The 18,408-nt window shown below is 62.2% G+C and carries 15 protein-coding genes; 6 read left to right on the top strand and 9 right to left on the bottom strand.

Annotated features, from left to right (window positions below; genetic code table 11):
• Positions 1-434: 434 nt before the first annotated feature.
• Positions 435-1,136 carry a cell cycle two-component system response regulator CtrA gene (ctrA, locus tag CO671_RS02275; protein WP_007533606.1) on the top strand — a complete coding sequence of 234 codons (702 nt, stop codon included), beginning with the start codon at positions 435-437 and terminating at the stop codon, positions 1,134-1,136.
• A 228-nt stretch (positions 1,137-1,364) separates the two neighbouring features.
• Here ctrA and CO671_RS02270 read toward each other — a convergent pair whose 3' ends face one another.
• Together CO671_RS02270 and CO671_RS02265 are read right to left on the bottom strand one after the other, a co-directional pair.
• Positions 1,365-1,727 carry a response regulator gene (locus CO671_RS02270; protein WP_097604167.1) on the bottom strand — a complete coding sequence of 121 codons (363 nt, stop codon included), beginning with the start codon at positions 1,725-1,727 and terminating at the stop codon, positions 1,365-1,367.
• 120 nt (positions 1,728-1,847) lie between these two features.
• Entirely contained in the window at positions 1,848-2,495 is a 648-nt protein-coding gene (locus CO671_RS02265; RefSeq protein WP_097605045.1) for a histidine phosphotransferase family protein, read from the bottom strand.
• 194 nt (positions 2,496-2,689) lie between these two features.
• Here CO671_RS02265 and CO671_RS02260 point away from each other — a divergent pair, with 194 nt between their 5' ends.
• Both CO671_RS02260 and CO671_RS02255 read left to right on the top strand, forming a co-directional pair.
• Positions 2,690-3,280, top strand: a complete 591-nt coding sequence (locus CO671_RS02260) for an EipA family protein (RefSeq protein WP_064684799.1) — start codon at positions 2,690-2,692, stop codon at positions 3,278-3,280.
• 217 nt (positions 3,281-3,497) lie between these two features.
• The gene (locus CO671_RS02255) at positions 3,498-4,658 is read left to right on the top strand and encodes a hypothetical protein (protein WP_010034392.1); all 1,161 of its coding nucleotides are present in this window, start codon (positions 3,498-3,500) and stop codon (positions 4,656-4,658) included.
• A gap of 107 nt (positions 4,659-4,765) precedes the next feature.
• On the opposite strand, the gene CO671_RS02250 is transcribed toward CO671_RS02255, so the two are convergent.
• Positions 4,766-5,590, bottom strand: a complete 825-nt coding sequence (locus tag CO671_RS02250; protein WP_010034391.1) for an RNA methyltransferase — start codon at positions 5,588-5,590, stop codon at positions 4,766-4,768.
• A gap of 7 nt (positions 5,591-5,597) precedes the next feature.
• Positions 5,598-5,981 carry a hypothetical protein gene (locus CO671_RS02245; protein WP_010034389.1) on the bottom strand — a complete coding sequence of 128 codons (384 nt, stop codon included), beginning with the start codon at positions 5,979-5,981 and terminating at the stop codon, positions 5,598-5,600.
• Between the two features lie 41 nt (positions 5,982-6,022).
• On the opposite strand from CO671_RS02245, the gene CO671_RS02240 reads away from it, so the two are divergent.
• Positions 6,023-7,048, top strand: a complete 1,026-nt coding sequence (locus CO671_RS02240; protein WP_097604166.1) for an RluA family pseudouridine synthase — start codon at positions 6,023-6,025, stop codon at positions 7,046-7,048.
• Between the two features lie 189 nt (positions 7,049-7,237).
• Positions 7,238-8,146, top strand: a complete 909-nt coding sequence (gene rpoH, locus CO671_RS02235; protein WP_012484996.1) for an RNA polymerase sigma factor RpoH — start codon at positions 7,238-7,240, stop codon at positions 8,144-8,146.
• A 211-nt stretch (positions 8,147-8,357) separates the two neighbouring features.
• On the opposite strand, the gene CO671_RS02230 is transcribed toward rpoH, so the two are convergent.
• Both CO671_RS02230 and CO671_RS02225 read right to left on the bottom strand, forming a co-directional pair.
• On the bottom strand, positions 8,358-10,862 hold the full coding sequence (locus CO671_RS02230; RefSeq protein WP_097604165.1) for a hypothetical protein: 2,505 nt from the start codon (positions 10,860-10,862) through the stop codon (positions 8,358-8,360).
• A gap of 61 nt (positions 10,863-10,923) precedes the next feature.
• Positions 10,924-12,222: an adenylosuccinate synthase gene (locus CO671_RS02225; RefSeq protein ID WP_097604164.1), complete on the bottom strand. Its 1,299-nt coding sequence runs from the start codon at positions 12,220-12,222 to the stop codon at positions 10,924-10,926.
• 193 nt (positions 12,223-12,415) lie between these two features.
• Here CO671_RS02225 and CO671_RS02220 point away from each other — a divergent pair, with 193 nt between their 5' ends.
• A complete protein-coding gene (locus tag CO671_RS02220) occupies positions 12,416-13,333 on the top strand; it encodes a DMT family transporter (protein ID WP_097604163.1) in 918 nt (305 codons plus the stop codon).
• Here CO671_RS02220 and CO671_RS02215 read toward each other — a convergent pair.
• The 3 genes from CO671_RS02215 to CO671_RS02205 form a co-directional block, all read right to left on the bottom strand.
• Entirely contained in the window at positions 13,330-14,178 is an 849-nt protein-coding gene (locus tag CO671_RS02215; RefSeq protein WP_097604162.1) for a GNAT family N-acetyltransferase, read from the bottom strand. The two genes, CO671_RS02220 and CO671_RS02215, sit on opposite strands and share 4 nt — an antisense overlap.
• Positions 14,179-14,437: 259 nt before the next feature.
• Positions 14,438-16,255, bottom strand: coding sequence for a GGDEF domain-containing phosphodiesterase (locus CO671_RS02210; protein ID WP_097605044.1), 1,818 nt, complete (start codon positions 16,253-16,255; stop codon positions 14,438-14,440).
• 130 nt (positions 16,256-16,385) lie between these two features.
• A complete protein-coding gene (locus tag CO671_RS02205; RefSeq protein WP_097604161.1) occupies positions 16,386-18,170 on the bottom strand; it encodes an IlvD/Edd family dehydratase in 1,785 nt (594 codons plus the stop codon).
• Between the last annotated feature and the right edge of the window lie 238 nt (positions 18,171-18,408).

Raw genomic sequence — 18,408 nt, 5'->3', positions numbered from 1 at the left:
GCATTACTCCCGTGATGCGAGACCCCGGCTCAACTTGAAACCGCCCTGCGCGCCGCTTTGACACGGTTTGCTAAAAAATTTCCTGCGATATTAACAAAAACCTACCGCTGGTAACCTTTCGTTTACGGGCATCGTTAATGATAGGCCCGATGATTTAAGGGTCGGTAAATGCCGCGGCATGAAATTCGAACCTTTTCATTGGCGAGTCGGATGAATCACTTAGCGCTGTTTCCTAATGTTAAAATTGAGGAAAGCCTTTTTGAGATTCCTATTGGAAAACAGAGAAATGGAAAAATTATTTAATAAATTCGATACTCCTTGCCAGAGTGAATCAGAATTTGTTAACCATTTCGTGGCAGCTTCCAAATCACGTAGCTTGTTCGGTAGCGTGTAGGGGGCCAGACCACCTTTCGGCGGCGGTAAAGGGGATAATTATGCGGGTACTTCTCATCGAGGACGACAGCGCTACGGCGCAGAGCATCGAGTTGATGCTGAAATCAGAAAGTTTTAATGTTTACACCACCGATCTCGGTGAAGAAGGCGTCGATCTGGGCAAGCTGTATGATTACGATATCATCCTTCTCGATCTGAACCTGCCCGACATGTCCGGATATGAAGTGCTCCGCACTCTCCGGCTGTCGAAGGTCAAGACACCGATCCTCATTCTGTCGGGCATGGCCGGCATCGAAGACAAGGTTCGCGGCCTCGGCTTCGGCGCCGACGACTACATGACCAAGCCGTTCCACAAGGACGAGCTCGTCGCCCGCATCCACGCCATCGTCCGCCGCTCCAAGGGCCACGCCCAGTCGGTGATCATGACCGGCGAACTGATCGTCAATCTCGATGCCAAGACCGTTGAAGTCGGCGGCCAGCGCGTCCATCTGACGGGCAAGGAATACCAGATGCTGGAGCTGCTTTCGCTCCGCAAGGGCACCACGCTCACCAAGGAAATGTTCCTCAACCACCTGTACGGCGGCATGGACGAACCGGAACTGAAGATCATCGACGTCTTCATCTGCAAGTTGCGTAAGAAACTCGCCAACGCCGCCGGCGGCGCCAACTATATCGAGACCGTCTGGGGCCGTGGTTACGTTCTTCGCGAGCCGGATGGCACCGAATATGCGGAAACCGCCTGAGCTTCCGAAGCTTCCGATCCCCCTTATCGGATGACGAAATCCCGCCCTTCCGGCGGGATTTTTCGTTTTTGGCTGGCAATGAGAGTGAGATGGCCTGAGGCCCTGATCGGACCTGAAGTCCTTCATCTCGGTAAGGGAAGCAGAAGGAGAGCCGCAGCATCAGCGGCGTCCGCACTTTTTTGGCGGAACGCTCCGGGAATGGATGATGTCGGCGGAATGCGTCTGCCGTCAGGCAGCGATGGCGCGGTTTCCGAAAACGGCGGTCAGGATCTTGCGATCGAAGGGTTTCAGCAGGAAATCCGTGGCACCGGCCCGTTTGCCCGCCATCAGTTTCTTCAGATCCGCTTCGATGACGCAATAATAGATTTTGACGTCCTTGCCCCCGTCCATGGCGCGGATGGCGACAATGAGGTCGAGGGCGCCTTCCATGCCGGAATCGACGATCAGATATTCCGGCAGTTCCGCCTGGCAGCGCTGCAGCGCCTCGCTGGCATTGGAAGCCTCGCTGACGAGAAAGTCGAGTTCGGAGAGAATGCGCTTGCCGACCTTGCGGACGATGTCCGAATTATCGGTGATCATGAACCTTTGCATGACTGCTCCTTTGCCCCCGCATTCGTCGCAACAAGAGGCCTCTTACAACCCTGGAGGATAGGTCCATCAGGCTAAGGAATCGTTACCGGACGGGCGCCGACACCCGTCCGGGCTCCGAAATCAAGCAGCAGCGACCACCGCCGTGAACACCAATTCATCGGCGCTGGCGCTGTGATCGAGCGTCATTCCGCACTCTTCAGCCAATAGCACGGCGTAATAGGGCTGTATCGAATGGGCATCGATTGCCTCCTCGATCGCGCCGGTCGATATTTCAACGAATTTCGGCGGCAAGCGCATCATCTTGCCCTTGGCCGTGAGCGTGAACTTGGCGTCGAATTCGGGATTTTCGAGCGTCACCTCGAGCACGCCGCCGCGCGGAATGGAGGAATAGGCGACGAGGAAGAGATTAAGCAGCAGCTTGACCCGGTTCTTGGCAACGATGGCGCGCGGCCCGTTCCAGATCACCTCGGTTTTCTTCTCCGCCAGCGCAAAATCCTTGGCGGCCCGCTCGGCCTCACCGGTGTCGATCGAGGCGCCAACGGAACCGGACGCGCCGAAGGCGAGACGCGCGAATTTCAGTCGGACGGAAGCATTGAGCGCACTGGTGCGGATCAGGTCCATCGCATCGGAATCGGCGCCGCCTTCATCGAGAAGTTCCAGACCGTTGTTGATCGCGCCGACGGGCGAGATGACGTCGTGGCAAACGCGGCTGCAGAGGAGCGCGGCCAGATCCGGGCCGGACAGGGTAAGGTTCGGGTTCTTGGACATCATCGTCTCCTGAGGGGCGGCAATCTCATCGCGCCCGGTAATATGCGTCATCTAAATTGCGCGAAGTTTGCGATCGTATTCGGTGCCATAATGACACCATATTTGGTAAACCGATTGTTAAGATCATCGGCGCAAAATGCAGCAATTGACGCGAGCGGTTGTCCGCTCCCGACCAACGACGAACGGATGACACCATGCGCCCTCGATTTCCGCACCGATTCATCGGCTTCTGCAGGTTGCTCTCGGCCCTCGTCTTCTCCTCGATGATGGTTGCCGGGCCGGCCGCCGCTCAGAACAACAACGGTCAGTATACGATGCAGGAAATCATCGATACCGGCCACTCCTTCTTCGGCTCCGCCAGCGGCGGTCTTGCCAAGGTGGTGGAAAGCGCCTTCCAGAAATACGGCCTGCCGAACGGTTATATTCTCGGACAGGAAGGCGGCGGCGCCTTCATCGCCGGCCTCACCTATGGCGAAGGCCAGTTGAACACCAAGAATGCCGGCGAGCATCCGCTCTACTGGCAGGGCCCCTCCCTCGGCATCGATTACGGCGGACAGGGCTCGCGCGTCATGATGCTGGTCTACGATCTGCCCTCCATCGACGGCATCTATGCCCGCTTCGGCGGCGTCAGCGGCTCGGCCTATGTGATTGCGGGCTTCGGCATGACGGTGCTGAAGAACAACGACGTGCTGGTCGTGCCGATCCGCACCGGCGTCGGCGCCCGACTCGGCGTCAATGTCGGCTACCTCAAGATCACCCAGGCGCCGACCTGGAACCCCTTCTGAGGCCGCAGGACCGTTGGAAACTGCCGCCACCCGCATCGGCGGCCTTGCCCCGATGCGCCATGCGTGCTTAATCGTCACGGATGACCCGGAATAGGACGCCGAAAGCGTAATCGGTTTTCGGATGTCAAGTTCCGGCCAACGGAGAACGGGATTCAGACCTTAGGCCGACTGGGCTGACATCCTGTTTTAGTATCAACGTCGAATCGATGGCCCCGCCGTGATCGAATACGCTCTCTTGTTCGGACTGGGCTTCCTGACCGCGGCCTTCCTCGTCTTTCTGATTTCGCCGGCCGTACACCGCCGCATCGTCTGGTATACCGAAAATCGGCTGAAAGCGACGATGCCGCTGAGCCCGCAGGAGGTCCGCGCCCAGAAAGATATGGTGCGCGCCCTTTATGCCGCCGAAAACGCGCGCACCACCCAGGACCTTCTGCGTGAACGCGAAAAATCCCTCTCGCTTCAGCTGCGGCACGATGCCCTTGCCGTTGATGCCGGCAGGCTTGCCGCCGATATCGGTGAATTGCAGGCCCAGATCGGCGAGATGCATGTCGAGGCGGCCGAGCAGCGCTCGCACCTGCGCAAGGACGAGAACTATATCAGCCAGTTGAAGACCAATCTGCATATCGCCGAGCAATCCGCTGCCAACAAGGAGAGCGAACTGGCGGCGATGCGGACGCGGCTGAGCAAGCTCAGCGAACAAACCGACGGGCTGAGGATTGATCTGGCTGCGCGTGAAACAGAGGCGGAAAGCCTGAAATTCCGCACCAACGCGCTGCGCGACGAACGCGACACGTTGCGCCAGGACGTCACCCTGCTGCAGAAGCGGGCCAAGGATGCCGAGCAGAAACTGACGCAGCAGCAGCATATGGTGATCCGCCTGGAAGATAAGGCCGCGCGTGAGAGCGCTTCCGCCGCCGAGAAGGAAAACCTGCTCGCTCGCCGTCAGCAGGAAATCGTCAAGCTGAAGGAGCAGTTGAAAGCCGCCAATGCCGAGATCCGCAGGATCAACCGGGTGCTGCGCGACGCCGGCCTGGCCAAAATGGCGGCGGACCTGCCGGCGGAACTGACAGCCGAAGACCCAGCCGCGTCCATGTTCGATACAGCCGCGGTAACGGCTGAGATGGGCGAGGATGTCCGCAAGCGCAGCGCCGCCCTTGCCGAGCGCCTGCAGAAGGCAAAGTCCGTCGCCGGACGTGATGGTGCGATCCGCGAGGAGATCGCCTCGATCGCCGCCAATATGGTGGCGCTGACCGCACTCAACGAAGGCCCTTCCTCGCCGATCCGCACGCTGCTGGCGGATGCCGGGACCAAGAATCCGAACGACCGCGTCAGCCTTGCCGACAGGGCCGCCGCCATCATCGCCAATCCGGTGCGTTAAAGCATGTCGCGCAAAAGTGGGCAGCGGTTTTGCGTCAATGACATGCGAGAAAATAAAGACTTAAAGCGCGGGGAGCGAATCTGAAAGATCGCGACGTGCTTTAGGGGTCAGATCCGTCCCATGGCCGAGGCCATGGAAAACAACGCGATCCCCGTCGCCGTCGCCGCATTGAGGCTATCGAGCTCGTCCGATTGCGGGATGCGCGCGCTCTGAAAGCGGGCCAGCAGCGCCGCCGGCAAGCCCTCCCCCTCCGTGCCGACGACGAGCGCCATGCGTGCCGCCGCCGGAATGACGCGAATGTCCGTTTTCCCATGGGGCGAAAGCGTCCAGATGGCAAAACCCCGTTCGGCGAGTGCAAGGAGCAGGTCCAGTGCCTTGCCGCCGCGCCGGTGTGGAACGCTCAGCACCGACCCGACCGAAACACGCAGCGCCTTGCGATAAAGAGGATCACAGGAGGTTTCGTCGAGCAGCACGGCATCTGCCCGGAAGGCGGCGGCGTTGCGGAACATCGAGCCGGCATTGTCGTGATTGGAAATGCCGCAGCCGACGAGGACCAGCGCCCGTTCCGGCAGGGCGTCAAGAAGCGCTGCCTCGTCACGCTCCTCCCGCCGGCCAAGCGCGAGAACACCGCGATGCAGGTGGAAACCGACAATGCCCTCGAGGGCGTCAGCCTCGGCGACATAGACCGGCACGTCGGCGGGAAACCGCTCCAGGATCGGCAGGATGCCCTCGACGCGATTGCGCAGCAGCAGGATCTTCTCGGCGCGAAAGCCGCGGCCTTGCGCATGCGCCTCGGCGAGCATTCTAAGCACGACGGTACCCTCGGCGATGAAGCGGTTTTCCCGTCCGGTCAGATCGCGCTCGCGGATGTCGCGGAATTCCGCAACGCGCGGATCGTCGGCATTCGCGATGGCGATCGGGGGAGCGGCCATGCCGGCCTCAATTGCCCGTGACTGTCAGGTCAGCGACGGTGCGCCCGCTCCGGAGATCAAAGATCAGCGCCTTGCCCTTGCCCTCGACGGTCTCGCCGTAAAACAGGATCTGCCCCGCCGAAAACGAGGTCGACTGCACCTTGAAACCCAGCGGCAGGGAAACAGTCGCCGCGAGCGGCGCCTCCGAGGGCACACCAGAGGCGGCGGCAGCGGCAGCCGTGTCCTTCGGCTCGCGCATCGTCTTGTAGACAACCGCACCGAAGACCGCCATAAGGCTCACGAACATGATGGCGCCGGAAACGATCTGCAGGCGGACCATCTTGCGCCGGACACTTTCCATCGCCGGATCAAGGGGCTTCTCTTCCTGGTCGTCTGGCTCGATTGCTGTCATCTGTGCGTCCCGTTCTAAAAATACGTCGGAGAAGAAGCGTCTTGAGCGACCCCTTTAAACAAGCAGTGGGCATTAGAAAAGTCCTGACCGCCGATGAAACCGCGGAAGGCCGGCTCGACGCCTGGCTGACGGCACAGGTCGGCGAGGATTTTTCCCGCAGCCGCATCAAGGCGCTGATCAAGGACGGCCAGGTTTCGATGCGCGGCGAGCCCGTCACCGATCCGCAGCGCAAGGTGCGCGTCGGCGACAGTTTCGAGATCACCCTGCCCGAGCCGGAAGACCCGACGCCCCGGGGCGAGGATATTCCGCTCGATATTCTCTATGAGGACGATGACCTCATCGTCATATCGAAACCGGCCGGCCTGGTCGTCCATCCCGCCTCCGGCAACTGGACGGGAACGCTGGTCAACGCGCTGATCCATCATTGCGGCGCGACACTCTCCGGCATCGGCGGTGTGCGCCGCCCCGGCATCGTCCACCGTCTCGACAAGGACACGACGGGCGTCATGGTCGTCGCCAAGAACGACATTGCCCATCGCCATCTCTCGCTCCAGTTTGCCGATCATGGCCGCACCATGCCGCTGGAGCGGGCCTATCAGGCAATCGTCTGGGGCCGGCCGCGGTCACTGACAGGCACGGTCGACGCGCCGCTCGGCCGCGCCACCGGCGATCGCACCCGGCGCGCCGTCAAGCGCCCCGACAGCCATGACGCCGACGAGGCGATCACCCATTACGAGGTGATCGAGCGTTTTCACGAAACCCCGGACGCGACGGCGCTCGCCTCGCTGGTCGAGTGCCGCCTCGAAACCGGCCGCACCCATCAGATCCGTGTGCACATGGCTCATATCGGCCACCCGCTGCTCGGCGACACGGTCTACGGAGCCGGCTTCAGAACCAAGGCCAATCTGCTGCCCGAAGAGATCCGCAAGGTGGTAAACGGGTTCGACCGCCAGGCGCTGCATGCCTTCATGCTGCAATTCGAGCATCCCCGCACCGGCGAACTCATGCATTTCGAGGTACCGCTGCCCGAGGATATGGTGGAACTTGTCGAGGCATTGCGGCGTTAGAAAGGACTGCGGAATTCCGCCTTCCCCGTCTCACACCTGCGTGAGCGGCGCCTTGAACCGCCGTTTCGCCATACTTATCTGTATATAGACTTAGTGCGGGCTTGGTAGAAAGCCGCACGTCCCGGTTTGCCTTTCGACGCGGGGACGCGTTTTCATCGGGAACCGGAATTCACTTTAGGAGGGTGCACTATGGCCCGAAATACCTTGCCGTCCATTACCGCCGGCGAAGCCGGCCTCAATCGTTATCTCGACGAAATCCGCAAATTCCCGATGCTCGAACCGCAGCAGGAATATATGCTGGCCAAGCGTTATGCCGAGCACGGCGACCGCGACGCCGCCCACAAGCTCGTCACCAGCCATCTGCGCCTCGTTGCGAAGATCGCCATGGGTTATCGCGGCTACGGCCTGCCGATCGGCGAAGTCGTCTCCGAAGGCAATGTCGGCTTGATGCAGGCTGTCAAGAAATTCGATCCGGAGCGCGGCTTCCGCCTCGCGACCTATGCCATGTGGTGGATCAAGGCCTCGATACAGGAATATATCCTGCGGTCGTGGTCGCTGGTGAAGATGGGTACGACCGCAAACCAGAAGCGCCTGTTCTTCAACCTGCGCCGGCTGAAGGGCCGCATTCAGGCGATCGACGACGGCGACTTGAAGCCGGAGCACGTATCGGAAATCGCCACCAAGCTGAACGTCTCGGAGGAGGAGGTCATTTCGATGAACCGCCGTCTCTCCGGCGACGCCTCGCTGAACGCGCCGATCAAGGCGGCCGAAGGCGACAGCGGCCAATGGCAGGACTGGCTTGTGGACGATCACGACAGCCAGGAAGACGTGCTGATCGAACAGGACGAACTCGAAACCCGCCGGCGTATGCTGAGCAAGGCGATGAGCGTACTGAACGAACGCGAGCGCCGCATCTTCGAGGCCCGCCGCCTCGCCGAGGAGCCGGTGACGCTGGAAGACCTGTCGGCCGAATTCGACATCAGCCGCGAACGCGTCCGCCAGATCGAGGTTCGCGCCTTCGAGAAGGTGCAGGACGCTGTCCGCAAGGAAGCCCTGGAACGCGCCAAAGCCGTCCGCGTCGTCGAAGCCACGGCCTGATACGGTTGATTTGAGAACTGCAGCGCCACCTCCCGATCGGAGGTGGCGTTTTTTGTTTCTACGGAGAGTGCTTGGGGAAGGACGTTGCGGCACGTCCTCTTCTCCCCAGCGGGGAGAAGTGAGGGAGCCAAGCCGCTTTCCTTGATTTCCGAAAATGATGCTTTCAACAAGGACGAGACGCTGCCACGGCCAGTGGCAGCTGCGAACCTCCTCACTGGCTCGTCGAGACATCCCCGAGCGCGGTCCATTCCTTGATGGCGGTATTGAAGGCGTCCGTTCCCGTGCCGCCCTTGTCCATCGTCAGCAGCGCGCGGCGGCCGTTGCGGTAGGTGATCGGAATATCGATCCAGTTGCGGGTCGACATCAGGTCGAGATTGGCCTTGCGCGCATCCGGATAATCGTTGAGCGCGATCATGTGGAAATCGTCGGTGATCTTGGCCGGAACCGCAATCAGCGCGTCGCCGCGATCCTGTTCCGTGCGCTTCATCGAGATGCGCTGGACGCTGTCGATACTGCCGCCTTCAAAATTGGGCGGCACCGAGAAGACGATCTCGACAAGATGGCTTGCCGGCAGCGACGGATCGGAGTTGCGCTTGAAGGTGACGAGAGCCGAGAGATTACGCTCGGGAACGGTGATGTTGCCCTGGACTGTCGCTTCCTGCCGGCCACCCTGGCCGGCCTCGTGCTGTACGCTCCAGACGACCGTTCCCTCGATCGCCGTCGGCGAGCTCTGGCCGATACGCTCCTCGTAGAGGAACATCTTTTCCGACGACCCAACCGGGGCGGCTTGTTGCGGCGATGCCGCAGAACCGTTCGGCGTCAGCGTTTCCGGCCGGGCTGCATCACCTTGGGCGCTGGCAGCCGGCGTATCCGCAGCCGCGACATTCTGCTCGGCCACCGATTTCCCTTCGGCGGTCGGCGTTCCCGGCACAGCCGCCGGGCCGCTGTCGACTTCGCTTCCATCGGAAAGCAGCCGCTGGGTGAATTTGGAATTGGCCGCCGCACCGTCATTGTTCAATGACGCCACTTGCTGGTCCGGCTCTGTGGGTGCCGGCGGCGTATTCTGCGCTTCCGGCGTAGCCGGCTCGGCTGGCGTCGGCGTGCTCGGCTGAGCAGGCGTCTCGGGTTCCGCCGGCGTCATTGCCGCCTCGTTCCTGGTGGACTGCGATGGTGCCGAGCTGACAAGCCCATCGACCATCGCCACCAGCGCCTCTCTGTTCGTCCAGCCGGCATAGACGCCGCCGCCGATCAGGATAAGCGCGAAGATCAGGGTGATCACCGTGCCGATGCCGAAGCGGCGCCGCTTCGGCTCCATGCGGAAATTCTTGCCCTGCAGTTTGGCGGCGACGATCTGATCGATATCCATCGCCGGATTGGCGTCGTCATCGTCGGCGGCGACCGAGCCGCGGCGGTCATAACCACGCAGTGCCTTGGCTTCGCGCCATCCCTCGCCCGGCGCGCCGGCAGCGGGCGCCGCCTTGCCATCATGCACTTCAGCAAAGATATCGACATCGTCGAAATGCGAGGAAACCGGCGTCTTCTTGTTGCTGCCGGCCTCGATCGGCGGCAGATCGTCGAAGGCGGCCGTTTCCCAGGAGAAACTTTCCTTGGCAGCCGGCATGACGGCCGCGGGTGCTATCTTTTCGAGGCTCGATATCACCTCTTCGAAGGCGCGCGCCGACGTGTCGGCGGCGGCCGGAGCGGTTTCCGAATATTGCCGGAGCTCCTCTTCCGCCCATTCGGTCTCGGCATCCTTCGGCGCCGGAGCCGGCGTTTCAGCGGCGGGTTCGGTCCAGACGGGGTCGAAATGCGCCGCCGCATCCGCCTGCAGCGGCTCCTCGCGGCTATGTTCGACGAATTCCTGCGCACGATCGAAATCGGCGACCGGCTCGACCAGCCGGTTGGATGCATGCTCTAGGCCGCGTGTGACCGGCTGGAAAGATTCGATGGGCTCGTAAGCCGCCTCGGCCTTCGGTTCATCGCTTTCAACAGTCGCCGGTTCGGCCGCGACCTCTTCGGCTTCCGCGGGAGGCTGCTCATCGGCACGATCGTCGTCGGCTTGCGCGTAGCCATGCCCGGCAGGCGGCGGTTCGAAGCCGTCATGGTCAGACGCCGCCTCTTCGCCAGCGACCTCACGCGCCTCGCCGGCATGCCATTCCTCGGTCGGCGCCTCCTCCTCATGGGAGGGATGCCAGTATGACTCAACGGGCGCTTCCGTCTCGGTGGAAACAGGTGTTTCCACGAGCTCGGGCTCTGCAGGCTGGGGGTCCGCAGGCTCGGCTTCTTCGGCTACGACCTCTTCCTGAGTTTCCTGCGGCGCGGCAGCTTCGACCTGATCGGGCTCGTCGACGGCCTCTGCCGCCGGCGGTTCTGCATCGGCTTCCTCGGCCGGCTCGTCGACGGTCGGCTCTGACACAGGCGCCGGTTCGCTTTCACCGTGAGCCGCGTATTCCTCGACGGGCTCCGGCACAGCGACGGCGTCAGCCGCCTCATCGAGTGACAGCGCCTCGGAGTGTTCACCCTCCACCTCGCGGATGGCGGCCTCGAGCTTTTCGAGCTGGCGTTGCAGCATGGCTTCCGGTGGACGCGGCTTCATGTTCTCGAGCTGCCGCTGCACTGCGCCGCGAGCACGTTCGTAGACCTTTACCCGCATCTCGGGGGTATTTTCGGCCAGGCCGTCGACGGCCCGCCGAATAACTGCAATAAAATCCGCCATCAGTACTTTCTCAAGAAGTCCGGCACTCTCCCGAACCTATCCTCCGCAGTGACCGGTGACCTTAATCCTCAAACGGATCGGTCACAAGTATGGTGTCGTCCCGCTCCGGGCTGGTGGACAGGAGCGCGACAGGCGCCCCGATCAGCTCTTCGACCTGGCGAACATATTTGATCGCCTGTGCCGGAAGATCTGCCCAACTGCGGGCGCCGACGGTCGATTCCTTCCAGCCCTCCAGCGTGATATAGATCGGTTCGACCCTAGCTTGCGCTCCCTGGCTTGCGGGAAGGTGATCAATCTGTTCGCCGTCGAGCATATAGCCGACGCAGATCTTTAGTTCCTCGAGGCCGTCGAGCACGTCGAGCTTGGTGAGCGCGATGCCGGTGATGCCGTTGGTGGCGACCGACTGGCGCACCAGCGCGGCGTCGAACCAACCGCAGCGGCGCTTGCGCCCTGTCACGACGCCGAACTCATGACCCTTTTGGCCGAGAAACTCTCCGATCTCATCCTTCAGTTCCGTCGGGAACGGGCCTTCGCCGACGCGTGTCGTATAGGCCTTCGTGATGCCGAGAATATAACCCAGTGAACCCGGCCCCATGCCGGAGCCGGCCGCTGCCTGGCCAGCCACGGTGTTCGAGGAGGTGACGAAAGGATAGGTGCCGTGGTCGATATCGAGCAGGCTGCCCTGTGCACCTTCGAAGAGGATGCGGGCGCCCTTGCGGCGCTCCTTGTCGAGGAAAAGCCAGACGGTATCGCGGAACGGCAGTACCCGTTCGGCGACCGAGGTCAGTTCGTCCATGATCGTCTGGTGGCTGACTTCGGCGACACCGAGGCCGCGGCGAAGGGCATTGTGATGGGTGAGGATCCGATCGACCTTGCCGGGAAGGCTGTCGAGATCGGCAAGATCCATCACGCGGATCGCGCGGCGGCCGACCTTGTCTTCATAGGCCGGACCGATGCCGCGGCGCGTCGTACCGATCTTGGTGCCGCTGTTGGATGCCGCGTCCTCGCGCATCGCGTCCAGCTCCCGGTGCAGCGACAGGATGAGCGTCGCGTTGTCGGCCACGCGCAGATTGTCGGGGGTGATCGTCACACCCTGGCCGGCGAGCTTTTCAATCTCGGCGATCAGCGCATGCGGGTCGACGACGACGCCGTTGCCGATCACCGCCATCTTGCCCGGGCGCACGACGCCGGACGGCAGCAGCGAAAGCTTGTAGCTCGTGCCGTCGATGACGAGCGTATGGCCGGCATTGTGTCCGCCCTGATAGCGCACGACGATATCCGCGCGTTCCGAAAGCCAGTCGACAATCTTGCCTTTGCCTTCGTCACCCCATTGCGAACCGACCACGACTACGTTCGTCATCTAACTCTTCCTGTTACCGGCGCGGAACCGCGCACCTGCTCAAACCCGCGCATCTATAAAGCTTTGTTTTTGGGAAAGCGACCCTGTTGTCACAGGCGATTGGGCTTTTTACGTGACAAATCAGCAGTCGGCAGGCTATTTCCCCTGGGAAAACGCCGCTTGTTGATCATCAAAAGACGAGGAAGAAACGCTCTTGCAAGCCACGGCCTACATTTGCCTCGTCATCGCCACCCTCTGCTGGGGCGGCAATTCCGTCGCCGGCAAGCTCGCGGTCGGCCATGTCAGCCCGATGATGCTGACCTTCCTGCGCTGGTTCCTTGCCGTCGCGCTGATCGCCCTGATCTCGGTGCCGCAACTCAAAAAGGACTGGCCGGTCGCCAGGAAAAACCTGCCGCTGCTGCTGTGCTACGGCGCCATTGGCTACACGCTCTTCAACGCCATGCTTTACTCGGCGGTACAGTATACGACGGCGATCAATGTCGCCATCGAGCAGGCCGGCATTCCCATGCTGATCTTCCTGCTGAATTTCGTCTTCTTCCGCACCGGCATTTCGCTGGCGCAATGCCTCGGCTTCGGAATGACGCTGGTCGGCGTGGCGCTGACAGCGGCCCATGGCGACCTCGCCTCGCTGCTGCAGCTGCAGCTCAACCGGGGCGACGGGCTGATGCTGATCGCCATCGTCGCCTATTCGCTCTACACGATCTTCCTGCGCTGGAAACCGCGGGTCGACTGGCGAACGCTGATGGCCTTCCCAGCCTTTGCCGCCATGCTGACATCGCTGCCGCTGCTCCTCTGGGAGGCCGGCCGGGACGCGGCGCAATGGCCCGATCAGGCCGGCTGGGGCATCACTCTCTACACGGCGATCTTCCCCTCGCTGCTGGCGCAGATTCTTTACATCAAGGGCGTCGAGGCAATCGGCGCCAACCGGGCCGGCCTGTTCATCAATCTCGTGCCGGTATTCGGAACCCTGCTCTCCGTCGCCCTGGTCGGCGAGACGCTGCAGTCCTTCCACATGATCGCGCTGGCCCTGACGCTCGGCGGCATCGCCGTCGCCGAAAAAGGTCGTCCGAAAGCTTCGGCTCCAACGGTGCCCGCCTCACCGGTGGATTAGCCAAGCTCCAGCGTCGTCACGCCGAAGACGTGCTTCAATGGCGTGGCTGGCGCTGGCCCGCGATACATGCGCATGGTCTCGAACACCGGCTGGAGGCCCATGCCTTCGGCAAACGCGATCGCCTCGCGGTTCTCGGCGGGAATATCGATGAAAACCGTTGCCCCTTTCGCCTCGGGGACCAGTTCGGCAAGCAGTGCTGCGGCGCTATCGGCATCATTGGCAAAGAGCGGGCCGATCTTGTAGCCCTCGTAGCAGCGGCGGATCGTGCCGTAGCCACGGATTTTGTGGCTCTTCCGTACGACGGCGGTACGCCGTCCCTTGCGGCCGGTGCACCAGGCGGCAAGGAAGGCTTCCCGCGGTTGCGGAAAGATCGCCGAATCGTAACGCAGCAGCCCTTCCAGGCGCGAATCCAGCACCGGATGCGCAACGAGCGTCGAAGCCGGCAGCGCGCTGGCGACGCCGCCATAGCGAATGGTGAGATAAGCGGGTTCGAAGCCGGCCCTGCGGTAGTTCTGCTGCTGGGCGGCGACGCCGTCGAGACCGATCGTCCGGCCTTCCGCCGTGGCGATCCCCGTTTGCCAGATCGCCTTGCCGTAACCCTTGCCGCGGAAATCGGGGTGGACGATGTAGAGGCCGAGAAAGGCAAAGCTGTCGCCATATTTGACGACCGAGATCGAGCCGACAGGGACTTCGCCGATGGCGCCGACGAAGAATCCCGACGGATCAGCTTCGAGGAATGCCAGCGAATCGTCGAGGCCGGGATTCCATCCCTCCTGACGCGCCCATTCGAGCACGAGCTCCAATTCGCCGGGCCGCATCGAACGAACGGCAAATTCCGAATTCATGCGACCTTCCCAGATTGAATGTTCTGCAAGTCCATCCCGCCAACGGCAAAGCAATTGTCAGGTCACCGCTCCCCCGAGCGCGGCTGCGAATGATGGAGAAGCCGCGCTGATGGTCTTGACGACGCGTATAATCATTTTCGATGCAATGCAGTAAGCTTTGTTTCCGCATTACCATGAAACAATGCCGTTGCAAGCTCAAGAAAATTACTTGCCGCTCGATTATCGTCCTGCCGGCGACGAGTAAGCAATTTCACTGACATTACCCGCCTATCGCGGCCTTGTGCTTTCCAACCCCGCCCGCCACCGACGAGAACAGCAGGTCCGTCTCGGTTGCCGGCGCGGGATAGCCAAAGAGATAACCCTGCAGGCCGTCGCAGCCGAGCTGCGCCAGCACGGTGGCATGGGCCTCGGTCTCGATGCCCTCGGCGATCACCTCGACATCGAGCGCCTTGGCGATTTCGACGATCGACCCGACCACGCGCCGCTGCTCCTCCGAGCTGACGACCTCGGCAACGAGTTGCCGGTCGATCTTCAGCCGCTTCGGCCGCAGCTTGACGAGACCGATGAGCGAGGCGTGGCCCGATCCGAAATCGTCGATTTCGATGTCGATGCCCAGCTGTTTGATATCATTGATATGATCGAGCAGCGTCTCGTCGCTGTCATCGAGGAAAATCGTCTCGACCAGCTCGAAGACGATTGCGCCGGGCGGAATGTCGAGTTTTTTCAGCTTGCCGAGCAGCGCCGGGTCGGCAAGACGCGACGCCGAAATGTTGACGGCGATGCGCGGAACCGCAAGGCCGTGCAACTGCCAGAACTGCCGATCCTCGAGAACACGTTTCAAGATCGCCGCATCGATCTCCGCCGCAAGCCCGTGCTCGTCGGCAATCTTCAGAAATGTGCCCGGGGCGAGCACGCCCTTGTCAGGATGTTTCCAGCGCGCCAACGCCTCGAAGCCAATAACCTGCCGCGTTGTGGCGCAGAGCTGCACCTGATAATAGGGAATAATCTCGCCGCGCTCGAGCCCGAGCTTCAGCTCTTCGACCAGCCGACGCTTGGATCGCAGATCCTCCTGCAGTTGCCGCGTGAAGAATTCGATGCGGTTCCGCCCGAGCTGCTTGGCTTGGTAGAGCGCCAGGTCGGATTCGGCCAGCAGGTTGCGCGCCCGCCGATCACCGCTCCACGATACGCCGATCGACGCCCCGGATTGCAGCATCTCCTGGCCAAAGCGGATCTTTTTCCGCAGCCGCCGCTGAACATCCTCTGTGATCAGTTTCAGCTCGGCCAGATCGGTGAAATTGACCAGCACGACGACGAACTCGTCACCGCCGACGCGGGCGACCATGCCGTTTGCAGGAATGGCGGCGGCGATGCGAAGGGCTGCAGCCTTGAGCACGGCGTCGCCGGCCGCATGGCCGTGGCTGTCGTTGATCTGCTTGAACTGGTCGATATCGAGATGCAGCACGCCAAGCGTCGCAACGCTCCTGTCAGCCGGCAGCTCCGCCAGCCGCTTGTCGAGAAGGCGCCGGTTCGGCAAGCCGGTGAGATAATCGTGATCGGCGACATGCTCGATACGCGCGTTGCTTTCCTCGAGCGCCAGCGCCCTCGCCTCTGCCATCAGCTTTTGCCGTGCAAGCTCGGCGTTGAGCTGCACGTCGGCCGTCACATCCCACTCGGCGCCGATGAAGGAGGGCGCGCCCTCCGCATCCACATAAAAATGCGCCCGCGAGCGAAGATGCCGGATTTCGCCGCTCGGCAGCACGATCCGGAATTGCGAGTCATAGGCACCGCGCGCAGCGATGGCCTGGTCGAAATCACGTTCGGCCCGCTCGCGATCGTCGGGATGGATCGCATTCGACCAGAACCATACCGGCACGTGCCGACATGTTTCGCCGGTCTCGTAGAGCCGGTGCATCTGTGCGTCCCATAAGATCCCGTCCTTGGCGATACTATGCTCCCAGACACCGATCCGGGACGCGTCGAGAGCGAGTTCGAGCCGGCGCAGAAGATCCTGAAACTCTTGTTCGGATCGTGTGGCGTTATTTTCTGGCAACACGGCCTCAGCCTTCGAAGCTTGCATAATGGCAATATGGTCTTCGGCCGGCATTAAGGAAGCCTTGTCCTATGGGGCGAACAAATGACGAGGTGAAATCTTCGTTACGGCTTTCCCCTTTTGGATCAACGGACTTGCGTCTGCCGCTGCTTCAGGATCAGTGATTATGCCTCGGTGGCTTTTTCGCGATCTGCCGGAACTCCGCCGCCCCTTCCAGAACGGCGCCGTCCGCCAGCTGCGTGACCGAACGGCGGTAGATTTGCTGCCACGGCGTCGCATCCGCCGGCACCGGCGGGATGCCCTCGCCTTTGCGCCGCTCGATCTCGGCGTCATCCACCAGCATGTCGCAGCGCCCGTGGTTGAAGTCGATGCGGATCGTGTCGCCGCTGCGAAGCCAGGCGAGGCCGCCGCCGGCAGCGCTCTCCGGCGAAGCGTTGAGGATCGAGGGGCTGTCCGCCGTGCCCGATTGACGGCCGTCGCCGATCGTCGGCAGGCTGCGGATGCCGCGCTTCAGAAGATGGTCCGGCGGCTGCATGTTCACGACCTCGGCCGAGCCCGGCCAGCCGAGCGGCCCGGCGCCGCGAATCACCAGGATGGTATTCTCGTCGATGCCGAGGGCGGGATCGTTGATGCGACGATGATAATCTTCCGACCCGTCGAAGACGACCGCCTTGCCCTCGAAGACGCCTTCTCGCCCCGGCTCCTGGAGATAGCGCCGGCGGAAATCCTCTGAAACCACGCTCATCTTCATGATGGCGAAGTCGAACAGATTGCCCTTGAGAACGAGAAAACCGGCGCGCTCCTTCAGCGGGTCGTCGAACGGCCGGATGACCTCGCGGTCGCTGGCCTCCCGCCCCTTCAGGTTCTCGGCCATCGTCCTGCCTGTCACCGTGCGACAGTCGCCGTCGAGTTTTCCCGCCTGCAGCAGCTCCCACATGATCGCCGGCGTGCCGCCGGCGCGGTGATAACGCTCGCCGAGATAGGCGCCGGCCGGCTGGACATTGGCCAGCAGCGGGATATCGAAGCCATGCACCTGCCAGTCGTCGGGATAGAGTTCGACGCCGGCATGCTTGGCCATCGCAGCCAGATGCGGCTGTGCATTGGTCGAGCCGCCGATCGCCGAATTGGTACGGATCGCATTGAGAAAGGCCGCCCGCGTCAGGATATCCGACGGCTTCAGATCCTCGAACACGATCTCGACGGCCCGCCGTCCGCTGCGGTAGGCCATCTGGCCGCGCTCTCGGTAAGCGGCCGGAATGGCGCCGCACCCGGTCAGCGACAGGCCGAGCGCCTCGGCCAGCGCATTCATCGTCGAAGCGGTGCCCATCGTATTGCAATGGCCGACGGATGGAGCCGAATCGAGCGCTGCCTGCAGAAACTCCTCCCGGTCGATTTCGCCCGCCGCATATTTCCGCCGCATCCGCCAGATCACCGTGCCGGAGCCCGCCAGTTCCCCCTCGTGCCAGCCGTCGAGCATCGGCCCGCCGGAGAGCACGATAGCCGGAATATCGACCGTCGAGGCCGCCATGATCGCTGAAGGCGTGGTCTTGTCGCAGCCGGTGGTCAGCACCACGCCGTCGAGCGGATAGCCGTAAAGGATTTCGACGAGGCCGAGATAGGCGAGATTGCGGTCGAGCGCGGCCGTCGGGCGCTTGCAGTTCTCGAAGATCGGATGTGTCGGAAATTCGATCGGAATGCCGCCGGCATCGCGAATGCCGTCGCGCACGCGCTTGGCGAGTTCGATATGCACCCGATTGCAGGGTGTAAGGTCGCTGCCGCTCTGGGCAATCCCGATGATCGGCCTGCCGGAGCGCAACTCCTCCGGCGTGATGCCGTAATTCATGAAACGCTCGAGATAGAGCGCCGCCATGTCGATGTGATCGGGATTGTCGAACCAATCCTGCGAACGCAGGCGGCGTTTCCTGGTTTGGCTGTCCGTCATTACCATCCTCCCGATCGGCCGTACGTCTCTTCGAAGCCAAGAAGCGAAGGCTTCAGCCCGTCCCACCATCTCCCGCAAGCGCTCCGGCCTCGCCGGCATTGCCTATCCAGATGGCAGAGGTAAGGCCCGCGCCGATCCTGTCAGCTGCTCTCCGTCTTTGATAGTCCCCCCGTCCATGGTTGCAACCGTTTTGATGCACGTAACGCATTTTTGTCGGACGTCCGAAAACGATACGGGC

Source organism: Rhizobium sp. M10, assembly GCF_002531955.1.
GTDB lineage: Bacteria > Pseudomonadota > Alphaproteobacteria > Rhizobiales > Rhizobiaceae > Rhizobium > Rhizobium etli_C.
Note: the sequence above shows the minus strand (reverse complement) of the source record. Positions and strands in the feature narration are given on the sequence as shown.